The organism is Melaminivora sp. (assembly GCF_032059615.1).
In the GTDB taxonomy this organism is placed as follows: domain Bacteria; phylum Pseudomonadota; class Gammaproteobacteria; order Burkholderiales; family Burkholderiaceae_C; genus Melaminivora.
The window spans coordinates 1-16,898 of the sequence record NZ_DAMCAM010000061.1; the positions used below are offsets into that span (position 1 = coordinate 1).

Consider the following 16,898-nt stretch of genomic DNA (forward strand, 5'->3'; position numbering starts at 1 on the left):
CCTACGGATTAACAGTCCGGCGCTCTACCGACTGAGCTATCGAGGAACAAGACCGCGATTATATACAGAAAAAACCGGCAGAAAAGTGCACGCGTTCAGCGCTGCGGCTCGGGTCGCAGCCATAGCCAGACCAGCACGCAGGCCATGCAGGTGCAGGCCGTGATGGCGGCCCAGCGGGGTGCGCTGGTCCAGAACAGGATGACGGCGCACAGCGCCATGAGCACGGTGGCGCTCCATTTGGCGCGGCGGCTCACCCGCCCGCCATCGGCCCAGTTGCGCAGCATCGAGCCGAACAGCCGGTGCCGCCACAGCCAGGCGTGCAGGCGCGGCGAGCTGCGCGCGGCGGCCCAGCCAGCCATCAGGATGAACACGGTGGTGGGCAGGCCGGGCACGACGATGCCGATCACGCCCATGACGAGGCACAGCACCGCGAAGGCCAGAAGCAGCCAGCGCATGGGCGCCGGCAGGGGAGGGTGCTCGGGCAGGGGCGGCAGGGGGTCGCGCGGCAACTCAGGCATGGAGGCATTGTGCGCCGGGCATCAGGGCCCGGCGAGCGCCTGCAGCAGCTCGGTCTCGATGCGGATCTGCCGGGCGCTGTCGTGCAGGCCAGGCCCCTCCAGCAGAAAGCTGTCCTCCACCCGCTCGCCCAGCGTGCTGACCTTGGCCAGCTGCACCGACAGGCCATGGCGCGAGAGCACGCGCGCGACGCGGTACAACAGCCCCGGCCGGTCGCCGGCGGTGATGGCCAGCAGCCAGCGCCGGCCCTGCTCGTCGGGGCGCAGCTGCACGCGCGGCGCGATCGGGAAGCTGCGCATGCGCCGCGACGGCCGGCGCGCGTGCGGCTCGGGCAGGGGTTCGCGGCTGGCCAGGGCGCGCAGCAGCCCGTCCTCGACCAGATGGATCAGCTCGCGGTAGGCGCCTGCCTGCTCGCGCGCCGCGACCTGGAAGGTGTCCAGGGCGTGGCCGTCATGGCTGGTGTGCACGCGCGCGTCCAGGATGGAAAAGCCCGCCCGGTCGAAGTAACCACAGATGCGCATGAACAGGTCACTCTGGTCGGGCGCATAGACCAGCACCTCCAGCCCCTCGCCGGCGAGCGAGCGGCGTGCCCGCACCACGGGCAGGTGGCTGCCCACGTGGCGCGAGAGGTGGCGGGCGTGCCAGGCGATGTCCGGCGCCTCGTGGCGCATGAAATAGCTCACGTCCAGCGTGGCCCAGAGCGCGCGGTGCGCCTCGCGCGGCATGGAATGCAAGGCCAGCAGGATCAGCGCCTCGCGCTTCCTGGCTTCCACCTCGGCGGCCGGATCGGGTGCGGCCCCGCCCAGCACACGCAGCGTGGCGTGGTAGAGGTCCTCCAGCAGCTTGCCCTTCCAGGCGCTCCAGACCCGGGGGCTGGTGCCGCGGATGTCGGCCACCGTGAGCAGGTACAGGGCGGTAAGCCGGCGCTCGGTGCCCACGCGGCAGGCAAAGGCGGCGATCACCTCGGGGTCGGCCAGGTCCTGCTTCTGCGCGACCTGGCTCAGCGTCAGGTGCTCGGCCACCAGGAACTCGACCAGCTCGGCGTCGGCGCGCGCCAGGCCATGCTCGCGGCAGAAGCGCCGCGCCTCCAGCGCGCCGAGCGCCGAATGGTCGCCGCCGCGGCCCTTGCCGATGTCGTGGAACAGCGCGGCGATGTAGAGCAGCCAGGGCTTGTCCCAGCCCGCGGCGAGCTGCGAGCACACAGGGTATTCATGCGCGTGCTCGGCCATGAAGAAGCGCCGCACGTTGCGCAGCACCATCAGCGTGTGCTGGTCCACGGTATAGACGTGAAACAGGTCGTGCTGCATCTGCCCGACGATGCGCCGAAACGGCCACAGGGTGCGCCCCAGCACCGAGGTCTGGTTCATCAGCCGCAGGGCGTGCGTGATGCCCGAGGGCTGGCGCAGGATGCGCATGAAGGTGGCGCGGTTGACCGGGTCGGCGCGAAAGCGCGCGTCCATGACGTGGCGCGCGTTGTAGAGCGCGCGCAGCGTGCGCGCCGACAGCCCCTGCAGCCCCGGCGTGGTTTGATAAAGCAGAAAGGTCTCCAGGATGGCGTGGGGCTCGTCCTGGTAGAGGTTGTCGCTGGCCACCTCGATCAGGCCATCCTTGTCGAAAAAGCGCTCGTTGATGCTGCGCAGGCGCGCGCGCACGGGCGCCAGGCGCTCCTCGATGCCGAGCAGCAGGATTTGCGTGAGCTGCGTCACCGCCTTGGCGGCCCAGTAGTACTGGCGCATCAGCGCCTCGCTGGCGCGCAGGGCCGGGCGGGCGTCCTCCGTGCCGGTGCTGCGGTAGCTGAAAGTTTCGGCCACGGCGGTCTGCAGATCGAACAGCAGCCGGTCCTCGCGGCGCCCGGCAACGGCGTGCAGCCGTGCACGGATCAGGAACAGCAGCGCCTCGTTGCGCTCGAGCTGGCGCACCTCGAACGGCGTGGCCAGGCCGCTGTCGGCCAGGGCGCGCCAGCTGCTGCCCAGGCCGGCGGCGCGCGCCAGCCACAGGATGAGCTGCAGGTCGCGCAGACCCCCGGGCGATTCCTTGCAGTTGGGCTCCAGCGCGTAGGGCGTGTTCTCGTACCGGGTGTGGCGCTGGCGCATCTCCAGCGTCTTGGTCACGGCAAAGGCGCGCACGTCCAGCTCCGCCGCATGGCGGCGGCGCAGCTCGGCAAACAGCCGGGCACTGCCGGCCACGCGACGCGACTCCAGCAGCGCGGTCTGCACCGTCACGTCGGCGGCGGCCTCGTGCAGGCACTCGGGCAGGGTGCGCACGCTTGCGCCGATCTCCAGGCCCGCGTCCCAGCAGCTGCTGATGAAGGACTCCACCGCGGCGCTGGCGCCCGTGCCTTCGGGCAGCAACACCAGCACATCCACGTCGGAAGCCGGAAACAGCTGCCCGCGCCCATAGCCGCCCACAGCCACCAGGGCCGCGCCCCGCGGCAGCGCGGACCGCCGCCACAGCCGGCGCAGCGCCGCGTCGGTCAGCGCCGAGAGCCGGCGCAGCAGGCTGCGAATGCCGCGCGTGGAGGCACCCGGGGCCCGCAACGTGGCCACCAGCGCCTCCTTCTCGCGCTGGTAGGCCGCGCGCAGGGCCGCGACCGGCTCGCAGGCGGCAGGGCGAGGTTGACTGATCTTGGCGGACATGCGCGGCGGGCCGCCGTCCACGCCGCCCTCAGGTGGCAGTGGCGGTGACGAAGGGGGGCAGCTCGGGGTAGCCCTCGGACAGGGTCAGTACCTCGTAGCCTGTCTCGGTGACCAGGACGGTGTGCTCCCACTGCGCCGACAGACTGCGGTCGCGGGTGACGATGGTCCAGCCGTCGTTGCCGTGCTCCTTGACCTCGCGCCGGCCAATGTTGAGCATGGGCTCGATGGTGAAGACCATGCCGGGCTCCAGCAGCTCGCCCGTGTTGGGGCGGCCGTAGTGCAGCACCTGGGGCTCCTCGTGGAACTTCTGGCCGATGCCGTGGCCGCAAAACTCGCGCACCACCGACAGGCCGTGGCCTTCGGCGAACTTCTGGATGGCATGGCCCACGTCGCCCAGGCGCGCCCCGGGCCGCACCTGCAGGATGCCCAGCCACATGGCCTCGTAGGTCAGCTGCACCAGGCGCCTGGCGGCGATGGAACACTCGCCGATCAGGAACATGCGGCTGGTGTCGCCGTACCAGCCGTCCTGGCTGATGACGGTGACGTCCACGTTCATGATGTCGCCCTTCTTCAAGGGCTTGTCATTGGGAATGCCGTGGCAGACCACGTTGTTGAGCGAGGTGCACAGCGACTTCGGATAGGGCGGATAGCCCGGCGGCTGGTAGCCCAGGGTGGCCGAGCGGCTGCCCTGGCGGGCCATGCATTCGGCGGCCAGGCGGTCCACGTCGTTGGTGGTCATGCCCGGCTGCAGGCGCTGGGCGATGACGTCCAGCACCTCGGAGGCCATGCGGCCTGCTTCCCGCATCCCGGCGATGCCGTTCTGGTCTTTGATGGTGATGCTCATGGCGCAAATTATCCCACCGGGGTCTTGACCGCGAAGGGGCGGCTTAAAATGCCGGGTTCCCGGCAATCCCACGCCGGCAGGCACCAAAGGCCCCAGTCAGCGGCCCGGGCCCGGCCGGTTTCAGAGCGTACCCGCTGCTGCCGCAGCCCACCACACAGGCCGCTACCGTGACCTTGCACATCGCAACATTCGAGGGCGGCAACGCCCTTACCCCTTTTCGCGTCCAGCAGATGCTGCCGGCCCTGGCGGCCATCCACCCCAAGATCACCGGCCTTGCGGCGCGCCACGTCCACCTGGTGGCGCAGGACGAGGCGCCCGATGCCGTGGCGCGCAACCGCCTGGGCGCGCTGTTGAGCTATGGCGAGCCCTATGCCGGCGCGGGCGACGGGCCGGTGCTCTACGTCACGCCGCGCCTGGGCACGGTCTCGCCCTGGGCGTCCAAGGCCACCGACATCGCGCACAACTGTGGCCTGGCCGTGCGGCGCATCGAGCGCATCACCGAATACCGCATCGGCCTCAAGAGCGGCCTGCTGGGCGGCGTGCCGGAGCTGTCGCCCCAGCAGCTGGCGCAGGTGGCGGCGCTGATGCACGACCGCATGACCGAATCGGTCGTCGCTTCGCTTGCCGAGGCCGAGCGGCTGTTCACCGAGCTCGAGGCCGAACCCATGGCTTTCGTGGACGTGCTGGGTGGTGGCCGCGCGGCGCTGGCGGCTGCCAACACCGCCTGGGGCCTGGCGCTGGCCGACGATGAGATCGACTACCTGGTGGATGCCTTCGGCCGGATCGGGCGCAACCCGACCGACGTCGAGCTGATGATGTTCGCCCAGGCCAACAGTGAACACTGCAGGCACAAGATCTTCAACGCCCGATTCACCATCGACGGCGTGGCGCAGCAGGAGACGCTGTTCGGCATGATCCGCCACACCGAGGCGGCCTCGCCCCGGCACACTGTCATTGCCTATGCCGACAATGCCTCCGTCATGGAGGGCAACACGGTCGAGCAGTTTGTGGCGAAATACGGCGCAAACCTAGGCTCAGCAACGGCTCCCAGCTATCAAAAAGAAAGCGTGCTGCAGCACGTGCTGATGAAGGTGGAGACGCACAACCACCCCACGGCCATCTCCCCCTTCCCGGGCGCATCGACCGGCGCCGGCGGTGAGATCCGCGACGAGGGCGCCACCGGCCGGGGCTCCAGGCCCAAGGCGGGCCTGACGGGCTTCACGGTCTCGCGGCTGTGGGGCAGCGAGGTCGGGCGGCCGGCGCATATCGCCAGCCCGCTGCAGATCATGGTCGAAGGCCCGCTGGGCGGCGCGGCCTTCAACAACGAGTTCGGTCGGCCCAACCTTGCGGGCTACTTCCGCGAGTACGAGCAGGAAGTGGACGGCGTGCTGCGCGGCTACCACAAGCCCATCATGATCGCTGGTGGGATGGGCAGCATCGACGCGCGGCTGACCCAGAAGATCGCCTTCCCCGCCGGCACCCTGCTGGTGCAGCTGGGCGGCCCCGGCATGCGCATCGGCATGGGCGGCGGCGCGGCCAGCTCCATGGCCAGCGGCACCAACGCGGCCGAGCTGGATTTTGACTCGGTGCAGCGCGGCAACCCCGAGATCGAACGGCGCGCGCAGGAGGTCATCAATCACTGCTGGGCACAGGGCCCGGCCAACCCCATCCTGGCCATCCACGACGTGGGCGCGGGCGGCCTGTCCAACGCCTTCCCCGAGCTGGTCAACGACGCCGGGCGCGGCGCGCGCTTCGACCTGCGCGCCGTGCCGCTGGAAGAATCGGGCCTGGCGCCCCGGGAAATATGGAGCAACGAGAGCCAGGAGCGCTACGTGCTGGCGATTGCGCCCGAGTCGCTGGCGCAGTTCACGGCGTTCTGCGAGCGCGAGCGCTGCCCGTTCGCCGTGGTCGGCGTGGCGACCGAGGAGCGGCAATTGGTCGTAGGCGACGTGGACTTGCCCCTTCCCCCCTTGGGGGAAGGCGGGGATGGGGGTCAGCCGGCGGGTGCTGCGCGTGGCATGCCCCCACCCCAGCCCTCCCCCGGAGAGGGAGGGAGTGAAGAACTGGCGGTGGACATGCCCATGGACGTGCTGCTGGGCAAGCCGCCGCGCATGCACCGCGACGTGCACAGCGTGCAGCGTAAGGCCCAGCCCCTGGATGTGGACGGTGTGGCGCTGCAGCAGGCCGTGATCGACGTGCTGGCGCACCCCACGGTGGCGAGCAAGCGCTTTCTCGTGACCATCGGCGACCGCAGCGTCGGCGGGCTCACGCACCGCGACCAGATGGTCGGCCCCTGGCAGGTGCCGGTGGCCGACGTGGCGGTGACGCTGGCTGATTACGCGGGTTTTGCCGGCGAGGCCTTCGCCATGGGCGAGCGCACGCCGCTGGCAGCGCTCGATGCGCCTGCATCCGGCCGCATGGCGGTGGCGGAAGCCATCACCAATCTGCTGGCCGCGCCCATCGAGCTTGCGCGCGTCAAGCTGTCGGCCAACTGGATGGCCGCCTGCGGCGAGCCGGGCGAGGACGCTGCGCTGTACGAGACGGTCAAGGCCGTGGGCATGGAGCTGTGCCCGGCGCTGGGCATCTCCATCCCCGTGGGCAAGGACAGCCTGTCCATGCGCACGCAGTGGACCGACGAGGCGGGCGCGCAGCGCAAGGTCACCTCGCCGGTAAGCCTGATCGTCTCGGCGTTCGCCACGCTGAGCGATGTGCGCGGCACGCTCACGCCGCAGCTCGACGCGGCCGAGGTCGACTCCACCCTGGTGCTGGTGGACCTGTCGCGCGGCCGCATGCGCATGGGCGGCTCCATCCTGGCGCAGGTGCTGGGCCAGGACGGCGGTGAGGTGCCCGATCTCGATTCCGCCCCGGACCTGGTGGCCCTGGTCGATGCCGTGAACGCGCTGCGCGCGGCCGGCCTGGTCCTTGCCTACCACGACCGCAGCGACGGCGGCCTGCTGGCGGCCGTGGCCGAGATGGCCTTTGCCGGCCGCGTGGGCGTGGCGCTGAACGTCGACATGCTGGTCACCGAGGGCGACGGCATCAGCGACAGCCGCATGGAGACGGGCGACGCCAAGAACTGGGCCAGCCAGGTCAGCGGCCGGCGCGAGGAGCTCACCCTGCGCGCGCTGTTCAACGAGGAGCTGGGCGTGGTGCTGCAGGTGCGCACCTGCGAGCGCAACCAGGTCATGCAGGTGCTGCGCACGCACGGCCTGGCCGCCTGCAGCCACTTCGTCGGCAAGACGCGGCCCGAGAGCTGCGCCATGCCCGAGGGCAAGGGCGAGCTGCAGGTCTGGCGCGACGCGAAAAAGCTCTTCGGCGCTGCTTTGTCCGACCTGCACCAGGTCTGGGACGCCGTCAGCTGGAAGATCTGCCAGCAACGCGACAACCCGGCCTGTGCCGACCAGGAGCACGCCGCCGCGGGCGACCCCGCCGACCCCGGCCTGCACGTCCACTTGACCTTTGATCCGCTCGATGACGTGGCCGCGCCCTTCGTGCATACCGCGCGACCGCGCGTGGCCGTGCTGCGCGAGCAGGGCGTGAATTCGCACGTGGAGATGGCCTACGCCTTCACCGAGGCCGGTTTCGAGGCCTTCGACGTGCACATGAGCGACCTGCAGGCCGGCCGGGCCGAGCTGTCGCAGTTCGCCGGCATCGTCGCCTGCGGGGGCTTCAGCTACGGCGACACCTTGGGCGCGGGTATCGGCTGGGCGCGCTCCATCACCTTTAACGAGCAGCTGTCGGCGCAGTTCCAGGCCTTCTTCGCGCGCCCGGACACCTTCGGCCTGGGCGTGTGCAACGGCTGCCAGATGTTCGCCGAGCTGGCCGACATCATCCCCGGCGCCGAGGACTGGCCACGCTTCACCACCAACCAGAGCCACCGTTTCGAGGCGCGCCTGTCCATGGTCGAGGTGCTCGACTCCCCCAGCCTGTTCTTTGCCGGCATGGCCGGCACGCGCCTGCCCATCGTGGTTTCGCACGGCGAGGGGCATGCCAACTTCCAGTGGCGCGGCAACCCGGAGCGTGCGCTGGGCGCGCTGCGCTACGTGGACAACCAGGGCCAGCCAACCGAGCGCTACCCGTTCAACCCCAACGGCAGCGCCGGTGGCCTGACTGGCGTGACCACGGCCGATGGGCGGTTCACGGCGCTGATGCCGCATCCTGAGCGGGTGTTTCGCAACGTCCAGATGAGCTGGACCGACCTGGCGGCCACGGGCGGGCAGGGCGCGCACAGCCCCTGGATGCGGCTGTGGCGCAACGCGCGTCGCTGGGTGGGATGAGGCCTGCCGGGCAGCCCTGAGCGGCTGCTTGCGCTTTCGGCGGCAGAGGCTTGCAGCGCTTGTCCGACAGGCGCTGCAAGCCTTTTGCATTCACAGTCGGCCATCTCCGATCCCTGCAGAGTTCTCCATGGCCGGCGCCAGCCTCCTGACCCTTCTCGACGATATCGCCTCGCTGCTCGACGACGTAGCGCTCATGTCCAAGCTGGCCGCGCGCAAAAGCGTGGCCATGGCCGATGACGTCTCGGTCATGACCAAGGTGGCGGCGCAAAAGACCGCCAGCGTCCTTGGCGACGACCTGGCGGTGAACGCGGAGCAGGTCAACGGCGTGCGCGCCGAGCGCGAGCTGCCCGTGGTCTGGGCAGTGGCACGCGGCTCGCTGGTCAACAAAGCCATCCTGGTACCGGCGGCGCTGCTCATCAGCGCTTTCATTCCCTGGGCCATCACGCCCCTGTTGATGCTGGGCGGCACCTATCTGGTGCTGGAGGGCATGGAAAAGTTGTTGCACCACGACAAGCCCGAGCGTGCCGGCCTGGCCGAGGGTGACGGGCGCGCGCCCCCGACCCTGGCGGAGCTGCAACGGCTGGAGAAAACCAAGATCCGCGGCGCCATTCGCACCGATTTCATCCTCTCGGCCGAGATCATCGTCATTGCGCTGGGCACGGTCGCGCAGGCCGATTTCGCGCAGCAGGTGGCCGTGCTCTCGGCCATCGCCCTGTTCATGACCGTGGGGGTCTATGGCGTGGTGGCGGCCATCGTGAAGCTCGACGACGTCGGTCTGTGGCTGATGCGCAAGAAGAGCCGTGCCGCCTGCGCGGTGGGGCGCATGCTGGTGTCGGCCGCGCCGCGTCTCATGAAGGGTCTCACGGTGGCTGGCACCATTGCCATGTTCCTGGTGGGTGGGGGCATCCTGGTGCACGGCATCCCCCCGCTGTCGATAGCCATCGACCAGGTAGGCCAGGCGGCGGCCGCCTGGCCTCTCGGTCGGCTGTGGGCCTTCGCGCTGCCGCATCTGCTCAACGCGCTGGTGGGCATGGCCGTGGGGGCGGTGGTGCTGAAACTGTGGAGCGGGGTACAGCGCCTGCGCGGCAGGCCCTGAGTGCGCAGTGTTGCAACGCAGCAATTCTTGATCTGCGGCAACCTTTGCCCTACAGTGAGTAGGCTTTAATAGCGCCCACGGGGGATGTCCCCGGTCAACCCACCCACCTCTGGATTGTTATGAAAAAGACCCTGCTGGCCCTGGCCGCCGTTTGTGCAATGACCTCGGGCGCTGCCTTTGCGCAGCAGACCGGCTCCGAAGGCCCCCTGATGGTGCGCGTGCGCGCCGTCAACCTCGACAGCGCCAACGGTGGCAGCACCAACCCCAACCTGAACCTGTCGGTCAACAACAAGGTCATCCCCGAGCTGGACGTGTCGTATTTCTTCACGCCCAACATCGCCGCCGAGCTGATCCTGACCTACCCGCAGAAGCACGACATCCGCTCCAACGGCACCAACATCGGCTCGCTCAAGCACCTGCCGCCCACGCTGCTGGCGCAGTACCACTTCACCAACTTCGGCGGCTTCAAGCCCTATGTGGGCGCCGGCATCAACTACACACGTTTCTCCAGCGTACGGTTCGACCCTGCCGTGCAGGCGGCCCTGAACCCGTCGGTCAGCAAGAACAGCTGGGGCGGCGCCCTGCAAGTGGGTGTGGACATCCCCCTGTCCAAAAACATGTACCTGAACTTCGACGTCAAGAAGGTGTACATCGACACCAACGTGTACTCCAACGGCGCCAAGGTAGGCACCTTCAAGGTCAACCCGGTGCTGGCCGGCGTGGGCCTGGGCTGGCGCTTCTGACCGACCGGTCACACGACAGTCATTTATTGCGATTCTTCATGGTGAGACTGGCCGGCGCCCATGGGTGCCGGCTTTTTTTATTTCCATTTTCATAGCGAACCCTCGAGGATTGGCACCGCTTTCCGGCCATTTTCAGCTGAAAGACGCCATTGCCCTCGTCTGGCTGCCACAGGGTCACGCAGCCGGCAAGAGGGACTGGAAGGTTTGCGCGGGCGTCCTACCCCACGCGCTGGCCTAGGCCTTCCGGAAGGCAGGCCGGGTCGGGCCTAGGCTGTCTGCCTATGCCTGAAGCCCTGACCGCCGAACCGCGCCCATCCCCTGTCGCCGCCTTCCCGTTGCCGGGGTCGCACGCAGCCTGCCTGGATGAGGCAGCGCCCACCCCCGGCTGCGCGCCGGCCGCAGAGCGCTTGCAGATCATCGACGGGCTGTTGCGCCCACAGGCCCGCATCTCGCCCAAGTATTTCTACGACCAGCGCGGCTCGGCGCTGTTCGAGGCCATCACCCGGCTGCCCGAGTATTACCCCACGCGCACCGAGCGCGCCATCTTCGAGCGCCACGGGCAGGACATTGCGCGCGTGGTCGGCAGCCGGCGGGTGGTGATCGAGCCGGGCGCCGGCAGCTGCGAGAAGGCGCGCGCCCTGTGCCAACTGCTGGACGCCACGCACTTCGTCGGCATCGACATCTCGGCCGACTACTTGCACGGCGCCGTGGAGGATTTGCGCCGCGCCGTGCCCGGCCTGGACGCCCGCGCCGTGGGTGGCGACCTGACAGCAGGCATGAAGCTGCCGGGGGACCTGCCCGCCGAGCGCCGCCTGGTCTTCTACCCCGGCTCGTCCATCGGCAATTTCGATCCGCCAGCGGCGCAGCAGTTGCTGGCCGCCATGCATGCCCTGGCAGCGGGCGCGGGCGGCGCGATCTTGCTGGGCATCGATCTGCCCAAGGACGTGGCCGTGCTGCAGGCTGCCTACGACGATGCCTCGGGAACCACCGCCGCCTTCAACCGCAATGCCCTCGTGCACCTCAACCGCCTGATCGGCAGCGACTTCGATCCCGGGCAGTGGCGACATGTGGCCTTCTTCGACGAGGGCGCATCGCGCATCGAAATGCACCTGGCTGCCTGCAGGCCCCAACGCGTGCGCTGGCCGGGCGGCGGGCGCGACTTCGCGGCCGGGGAGCGCATCCATACCGAGAACAGCTACAAGTACCCGCTGCCGGTCTTCATGGCCATGCTCGGACGCGCGGGCTTTCGGCAGCCGCGCGCCTGGCTCGACGAGCGCGGCTGGTGCGCCCTGGTCCATGCCCTGGCCTGAATGAGGCCCGAGCCCGGCGCTTACGCATGCAACACGACACGGACAAGGAGGCCCCCATGCGTCCGACACCCTCTACGGTCCCGCCGCAGGCGGCAGCCCCGGGCCCGTCCCTTGCGGAGCGCTACCGGCAGGTGCGCACGGCCACCGAGCGCCTGGCCGCGCCCCTGTCGGCCGAGGATTGCTGCGTGCAGTCCATGCCCGATGCCAGCCCCGTGAAGTGGCACCTGGCGCACACCACCTGGTTTTTCGAGACTTTCATCCTGGAGCCGCACGAGCCCGGCTTCCATCCTTTCGATCCCGCCTTCCGGGTGTTCTTCAACTCCTACTACCAGGGCGTGGGGCCGCAGCACCCGCGCCCGCAGCGTGGCCTGATCACGCGCCCCGCCTTGGAGACGGTGCGCGCCTGGCGCGCCGAGGTGGACGTGCGCATGGAGCGGCTGCTGGAGGGCATCGAGGCGGACGGGCCCGTGGCAAGGCTGCTGGAGCTCGGGCTGCAGCACGAGCAGCAGCACCAGGAGCTGATCGTCACCGACATCAAGCACCTGTTGTGGTGCAACCCCGGGTGGCCCACCTATCACCCGGCGCTGCCCGAGGCGCTGGCGCGCGATGGCCTGCACAAGGGTGGGGTGCCGGCGCAGCAGTGGCAGCGCATCGAGGGCGGCCTGGCACAGGTCGGCCATGCCGGGGCCGGGTTCGCCTTCGACAACGAGCTGCCCCGGCACACGGTGTATGTGCAGCCCTGCGAGCTGGGCACGCGTCCGGTGAACAACGCCCAATACCTGGCCTTCATCGAGGACGGCGGCTATCGCCACCCGGCGCTCTGGCTGGCCGAGGGCTGGGACTGGCTGCGCAGCCAGCACATCGCGCATCCGCTGTACTGGCGCCAGGACGCGCAGGGCTGGAGCGAGTTCACGCTGGCCGGGGCCCGGCCCCTGGCGCCCGCGCAGCCCGTGGCGCACCTGTCGTACTACGAGGCCGACGCCTATGCGCGCTGGGCCGGCGCGCGCCTGCCGACCGAGGCTGAATGGGAGGTGGCGGCCGCTGGCCTGGGGACGACGGACGGGCACTTTGCCGATGCCGGCGTGCTGCACCCCCTGCCGGCGGCCGCCGGCGCGGACGCCACGGGCCTGCAGCAGATGTTCGGCGACGTCTGGGAGTGGACGCAGTCGAGCTACGCGCCTTACCCCGGCTTCGCCCCGGCCGTCGGCGCCGTGGGCGAGTACAACGGCAAGTTCATGGTCAACCAGTACGTGCTGCGCGGCGGCTCCTGCGCCACGCCGGCCGGGCATGTGCGCGCGAGCTACCGCAATTTCTTCCCGACGGGTGCGCGCTGGCAGTTCAGCGGCCTGCGCCTGGCGCGGGACGGCTGACCGGGCGCGCCCGGCAGCGCGGCTTTCAGACCGCGTCCAGCGCCTGGTTCAGGTCGGCCAGCAGATCGTCGATGTGCTCGATGCCGACGGACAGGCGCACCATGCCCTCGGTGACCCCCGCCTTGGCCAGCTCGTGCGCGTCCAGCTGGCGGTGCGTGGTGGAGGCCGGGTGCGTGGCCAGCGATTTCGCGTCGCCGATGTTCACCAGGCGCAGGAACAGCTGCAGGGCGTCCAGGAAGCGCGCTCCGGCGGCCCGGGCGTCCTCGCCCTCGGCCGTCTTCAGGCTGAACGACAGGATGCCCGAGGCACGCCCGCCCAGCTGCCGCTGCACCAGGGCGTGGTCCGGGTGGTCCGGCAGACCCGCATATCGCACCCACTTCACCTTGGGGTGCGCCTGCAGCGCCCGGGCAATCGCCAGGGCGTTGTCGCAGATGCGGTCCATGCGCAGCGCCAGCGTCTCGATGCCCTGCAGGGTGAGGAAGGCGTTGTGCGGCGACAGCGCCGCGCCCATGTTGCGCAGCGGCACCACGCGCACGCGGCCGATGTAGGCGGCCTCGCCCAGGGCCTCGGTATAGACCACGCCGTGGTAGCTTACGTCGGGCTCGTTCAGGCGCTTGAAGCGCTCCTTGTGCTTGGCCCACGGGAACTTGCCGCTGTCCACGATGGCGCCGCCGATGCTGTTGCCATGGCCGTTCAGGTATTTGGTCAGGGCGTGCACCACGATGTCCGCGCCATGCTCGATGGGGCGCAGCAGGTAGGGGCTGGGCACGGTGTTGTCCACGATCAGCGGCACGCCATGGGCGTGGGCCACGTCGGCCAGCGCCCGGATGTCGGTCACGTTGCCCAGGGGGTTGCCGATGGACTCGCAGAACACCGCTTTGGTGTGCTCGTCGATCAGGCTGGCAAAGCTTGCGTGGTCTGCCGGGTCGGCAAAGCGCACGCTGATGCCCTGCTGCGGGAAGGTATGGGCAAACAGGTTGTAGGTGCCGCCATAGAGCGTGCTGGCCGCGACGATGTTGTCGCCCGCCTCGGCGATCGCCTGGATGGCATAGGTGATGGCCGCCATGCCCGAGGCCACGGCCACCGCGCCGATGCCGCCTTCGAGCGCCGCCAGGCGCTTTTCCAGCACGTCGTTGGTCGGATTCATGATGCGCGTGTAGATGTTGCCCGGCACCTTCAGGTCGAACAGGTCGGCGCCGTGCTGCGCGCTGTCGAAGGCGTAGGCCACCGTCTGGTAGATGGGCACGGCGGCGGACTTGGTGGTCGGGTCGGGCGAATAGCCGGCATGCACGGCCAGGGTTTCGATGCGCATCGGTGTCTCTCTTGTCGTGGGTGAAGCGGTTGGGGGATCAGCGGAGCGCGCATTGTCGGCCAAGGCCCCGCGCGCCCGAACGACCGACTGGCTATGTGCTTATGCGTGCGTCACGTGGCCCGCCGCCGCGGGCCCCGCGCCGGGGCCGGTGCAGGCTGCGCCGCCTCCCAGCCAGGCAGGGCCTGCCAGAGCACGGCGGGCGCATGGGCATCGGTGGCCGCGTAGCGGATCTGCCCGGCACTCAGGCTGCGTGCCGACCAGTTGGAGGTAGAGGTCTTCTTGCTCTTGGACAGTTGCTGGCCCAGCACCAGCGCCACGGCCGCGCGCACGCCCGTGTTGCGCCCGAAGCCGTGGCGGGCGAAGACGCGGTCCAGGTCCTCCAGTCCGGCGGGCTCGGCCCCCAGGCGGACGGGCAGGCTGCGCCGGTCATTGTCCAGGCCAAAGCCCACCTTCAGGATGCGCGCATCGGCCAGCACGTCGCGCGCCAGCTGCAGCGCTCCCGGGTGGTAGAGCTGCAGCAGCCAGGCATCGTGCGGCGTGGCCAGCTGCACCAGGTCAGGCCCGGCGTCGTGTGCGCCAGCGGTGAAAAGGGGACGGCTTTCGGTATCGAAGCCCAGCACGCGCAGGCCCAGCAGCGCGGCGCGCGCGGCGGCAAATTCTTCAGGCGTGGCGGGGACGTGGATGCGCGCCGGCGCCAGCGTGGGAAAGGGCGGCAGCAGGGCGGATTGCTCTTTGGTGGGCGGCAGGCGGCGGGGCATTTGAGGTTTTCAGGCCGCCGCAGGCCGCGTCCGGTAGAACTGCATCGGCTGCTCGGCCATCTGCCGCGCGTGCTGATTCAGCACCGACTTCTTCATCCGGCCCACCACGTGCATCTCGCAGGGCTTGCAGTCAAAACGCAGGGTCAGTCTTTCCTTGCCGTTGATGAGCTGCAGCGGCTCAGCCTTGATGGTGCCCTTCACGCCGATCACGCCCTTGGCCTGCTTGGGGCACAGGCTCATGGAAAAGCGCACGCAGTGCTTGGTGATCATCAGGCTGACCTCGCCTTCCTCCTCTTTCGATTCATACGCGGCGTCGATCACCTGGACGCCGTGGCGTACATAGAAGTCGTGCGCCTTGTGATTGAAGACGTTGGCCAGGTAGGTCAGCGTGTCCTCGGGGAAGGGCGTAGGGGGTTCGACCGCGGCCGCGCGCGGCAGGCGCACGAAGCCCGCCGCGCGCGCTGCCTCCAGCGCGGCCACGGCGTCGCGGCGCAACTGGTTCAGGGCGGAGGCGGGCACGAACCACGGCTGCGACAGATGCAGCGCGATGTCGTGCACGGCAAAAATCGTCGTGCCGAAGCGCCCCAGCTGTTCGCGCAGCGTGGCGGTGGCACGCTGCGCGTCGCTGGCAGGTTCATGCGGCTGCGCGATGCGGGCGGTGCCGGCAAAACCGTCCTCGTCGGTCAGCGTCAGCGCAAAGCCGTCCGTGGTTTCCGCAAACTCCGCCCACAGACCGATGCGCCGGACGCTGGATTCCCTGTCCAGCGTGCGCACCCAGTCCATGTCGCGGTTGCGGTTGATCTCCAGGCCCTTGCGCAGATTCTTGAAGCCGGCGATCGGGTCTTTCGGGAAGACGCGCCACAAGCCTTTCTTCTCATTCACGGCTTCGGCGCGGTTGATGTGCACGCCCACCAGCTCTTTTTGCAGATCCCAGTAGCACAGGCCGTCGCCGTTGTGCAGCACGGTGGCGTGGTCGCTTGTCTCCAGCTCGAACCAGTTGTCGCCCACCTGCCCTGTACCGATACGAGTTATCCAGCCGATGGCACGCCCGGGCGTCTTGGGCGTGTCGAAGGCGCCGATGTCATCCTTGCGGCCGTTCACGAAGTAATCGGTGAACTCGCGGTTGAAGTTCTGGTCGGGGTCGGGCGTGAAGGTGAACGTGGTGCGGCCCGACGACGACCGCGCCAGCGGCGCCTCGGAGAACTCGCGCTCCTCGATGATCTCGTCCAGCAGCCTGCGGTAGTGGGCCGTGATGTTCTTCACGTAACCCATGTCCTTGTAGCGGCCCTCGATCTTGAAGCTGCGCACGCCGGCGTCGATCAGCGCGCGCAGGTTGCCCGACTGGTTGTTGTCCTTCATGGACAGCACGTGCTTTTCGTGCGCCAGGATGCGGCCCTGGCCGTCCAGCACCTCGTAAGGCAGGCGGCAGGCCTGATTGCAGTCGCCGCGGTTGGCGCTGCGCCCGGTGTGCGCGTGGCTGATGAAGCACTGGCCCGAATACGCCACGCACAGCGCACCGTGCACGAAGAACTCGATGGTTGTGCGCGCCGGGTCGGTGGCGGCGCGGATCGCCGCGATCTGCTGCAGATCGAGTTCGCGCGCCAGCACGATCTGCGACAGACCCGCGTCCTGCAGGAATCGGGCCTTCTCGGGCGTGCGGATGTCGGTCTGCGTGCTGGCATGCAGCTGGATGGGTGGCAGGTCCAGTTCCAGCAGACCCATGTCCTGGATGATCAGCGCGTCCGCCCCGGCCTCGTACACCTGCCAGGCCATGCGCCGCGCGTCGTCGAGCTCGTCGTCGCGCAGGATGGTGTTGAGCGTGATAAAGATGCGGCTGCCAAAGCGGTGCGCATGCCGGATCAGGCGCTCCAGCTCGCGAGTGTCGTTGCCGGCGGTGGCGCGCGCGCCAAAGGCCGGGCCGCCGATATACACGGCGTCAGCGCCATGGTTGACGGCTTCGATGCCGATGGCGGCATCGCGTGCGGGCGAGAGCAGTTCGAGCTGGTGGGGCAGGAGGGACATAGGGCGCGGATTAT

Annotated in this window: 11 protein-coding genes; 5 read left to right on the forward strand and 6 right to left on the reverse strand. The window is 69.2% G+C overall.

What is annotated here, in order from left to right; all coding sequences use genetic code 11:
* Window positions 1-95: 95 nt before the first annotated feature.
* The 3 genes from RT051_RS12230 to map are packed head-to-tail and all read right to left on the reverse strand — an operon-like array spanning window position 96 to window position 3,996.
* A complete protein-coding gene (locus RT051_RS12230) occupies window positions 96-518 on the reverse strand; it encodes a YbaN family protein (RefSeq protein ID WP_313077155.1) in 423 nt (140 codons plus the stop codon).
* 21 nt (window positions 519-539) lie between these two features.
* Entirely contained in the window at window positions 540-3,152 is a 2,613-nt protein-coding gene (locus RT051_RS12235; protein WP_313077158.1) for a [protein-PII] uridylyltransferase, read from the reverse strand.
* 28 nt (window positions 3,153-3,180) lie between these two features.
* Complete coding sequence (map, locus tag RT051_RS12240; protein ID WP_313077160.1) at window positions 3,181-3,996, reverse strand: type I methionyl aminopeptidase; 816 nt, start codon at window positions 3,994-3,996, stop codon at window positions 3,181-3,183.
* Between the two features lie 167 nt (window positions 3,997-4,163).
* On the opposite strand from map, the gene purL reads away from it, so the two are divergent.
* The 5 genes from purL to egtB all read left to right on the forward strand — a co-directional run bounded on the left by purL (window position 4,164) and on the right by egtB (window position 12,792).
* Window positions 4,164-8,273 carry a phosphoribosylformylglycinamidine synthase gene (gene purL, locus RT051_RS12245; RefSeq protein WP_313077161.1) on the forward strand — a complete coding sequence of 1,370 codons (4,110 nt, stop codon included), beginning with the start codon at window positions 4,164-4,166 and terminating at the stop codon, window positions 8,271-8,273.
* A gap of 127 nt (window positions 8,274-8,400) precedes the next feature.
* Window positions 8,401-9,369 carry a DUF808 domain-containing protein gene (locus RT051_RS12250; protein ID WP_313077162.1) on the forward strand — a complete coding sequence of 323 codons (969 nt, stop codon included), beginning with the start codon at window positions 8,401-8,403 and terminating at the stop codon, window positions 9,367-9,369.
* Between the two features lie 119 nt (window positions 9,370-9,488).
* Entirely contained in the window at window positions 9,489-10,112 is a 624-nt protein-coding gene (locus RT051_RS12255; RefSeq protein WP_313077164.1) for an OmpW family outer membrane protein, read from the forward strand.
* A gap of 281 nt (window positions 10,113-10,393) precedes the next feature.
* Complete coding sequence (gene egtD, locus RT051_RS12260; protein WP_313077165.1) at window positions 10,394-11,422, forward strand: L-histidine N(alpha)-methyltransferase; 1,029 nt, start codon at window positions 10,394-10,396, stop codon at window positions 11,420-11,422.
* A gap of 56 nt (window positions 11,423-11,478) precedes the next feature.
* Entirely contained in the window at window positions 11,479-12,792 is a 1,314-nt protein-coding gene (gene egtB / locus RT051_RS12265; RefSeq protein ID WP_313077166.1) for an ergothioneine biosynthesis protein EgtB, read from the forward strand.
* Window positions 12,793-12,817: 25 nt separating this feature from the next.
* Here egtB and RT051_RS12270 read toward each other — a convergent pair whose 3' ends face one another.
* The 3 genes from RT051_RS12270 to RT051_RS12280 form a co-directional block, all read right to left on the reverse strand.
* Window positions 12,818-14,104, reverse strand: coding sequence for an O-acetylhomoserine aminocarboxypropyltransferase/cysteine synthase family protein (locus RT051_RS12270; protein WP_313077167.1), 1,287 nt, complete (start codon window positions 14,102-14,104; stop codon window positions 12,818-12,820).
* A gap of 110 nt (window positions 14,105-14,214) precedes the next feature.
* The gene (locus RT051_RS12275; RefSeq protein WP_313077168.1) at window positions 14,215-14,862 is read right to left on the reverse strand and encodes a 3'-5' exonuclease; all 648 of its coding nucleotides are present in this window, start codon (window positions 14,860-14,862) and stop codon (window positions 14,215-14,217) included.
* Between the two features lie 9 nt (window positions 14,863-14,871).
* Window positions 14,872-16,884 carry a U32 family peptidase gene (locus RT051_RS12280; RefSeq protein ID WP_313077169.1) on the reverse strand — a complete coding sequence of 671 codons (2,013 nt, stop codon included), beginning with the start codon at window positions 16,882-16,884 and terminating at the stop codon, window positions 14,872-14,874.
* Window positions 16,885-16,898 lie beyond the last annotated feature (14 nt).

Coding starts and splice junctions, on each gene's coding strand:
- RT051_RS12230 (WP_313077155.1), bottom strand. CDS start 518: ATGCCTGAGTTGCCGCGCGACCCCCTGCCGCCCCTGCCCGAGCACCCT.
- RT051_RS12235 (WP_313077158.1), bottom strand. CDS start 3,152: ATGTCCGCCAAGATCAGTCAACCTCGCCCTGCCGCCTGCGAGCCGGTC.
- map (WP_313077160.1), bottom strand. CDS start 3,996: ATGAGCATCACCATCAAAGACCAGAACGGCATCGCCGGGATGCGGGAA.
- RT051_RS12250 (WP_313077162.1), top strand. CDS start 8,401: ATGGCCGGCGCCAGCCTCCTGACCCTTCTCGACGATATCGCCTCGCTG.
- RT051_RS12255 (WP_313077164.1), top strand. CDS start 9,489: ATGAAAAAGACCCTGCTGGCCCTGGCCGCCGTTTGTGCAATGACCTCG.
- egtD (WP_313077165.1), top strand. CDS start 10,394: ATGCCTGAAGCCCTGACCGCCGAACCGCGCCCATCCCCTGTCGCCGCC.
- egtB (WP_313077166.1), top strand. CDS start 11,479: ATGCGTCCGACACCCTCTACGGTCCCGCCGCAGGCGGCAGCCCCGGGC.
- RT051_RS12270 (WP_313077167.1), bottom strand. CDS start 14,104: ATGCGCATCGAAACCCTGGCCGTGCATGCCGGCTATTCGCCCGACCCG.
- RT051_RS12275 (WP_313077168.1), bottom strand. CDS start 14,862: ATGCCCCGCCGCCTGCCGCCCACCAAAGAGCAATCCGCCCTGCTGCCG.
- RT051_RS12280 (WP_313077169.1), bottom strand. CDS start 16,884: ATGTCCCTCCTGCCCCACCAGCTCGAACTGCTCTCGCCCGCACGCGAT.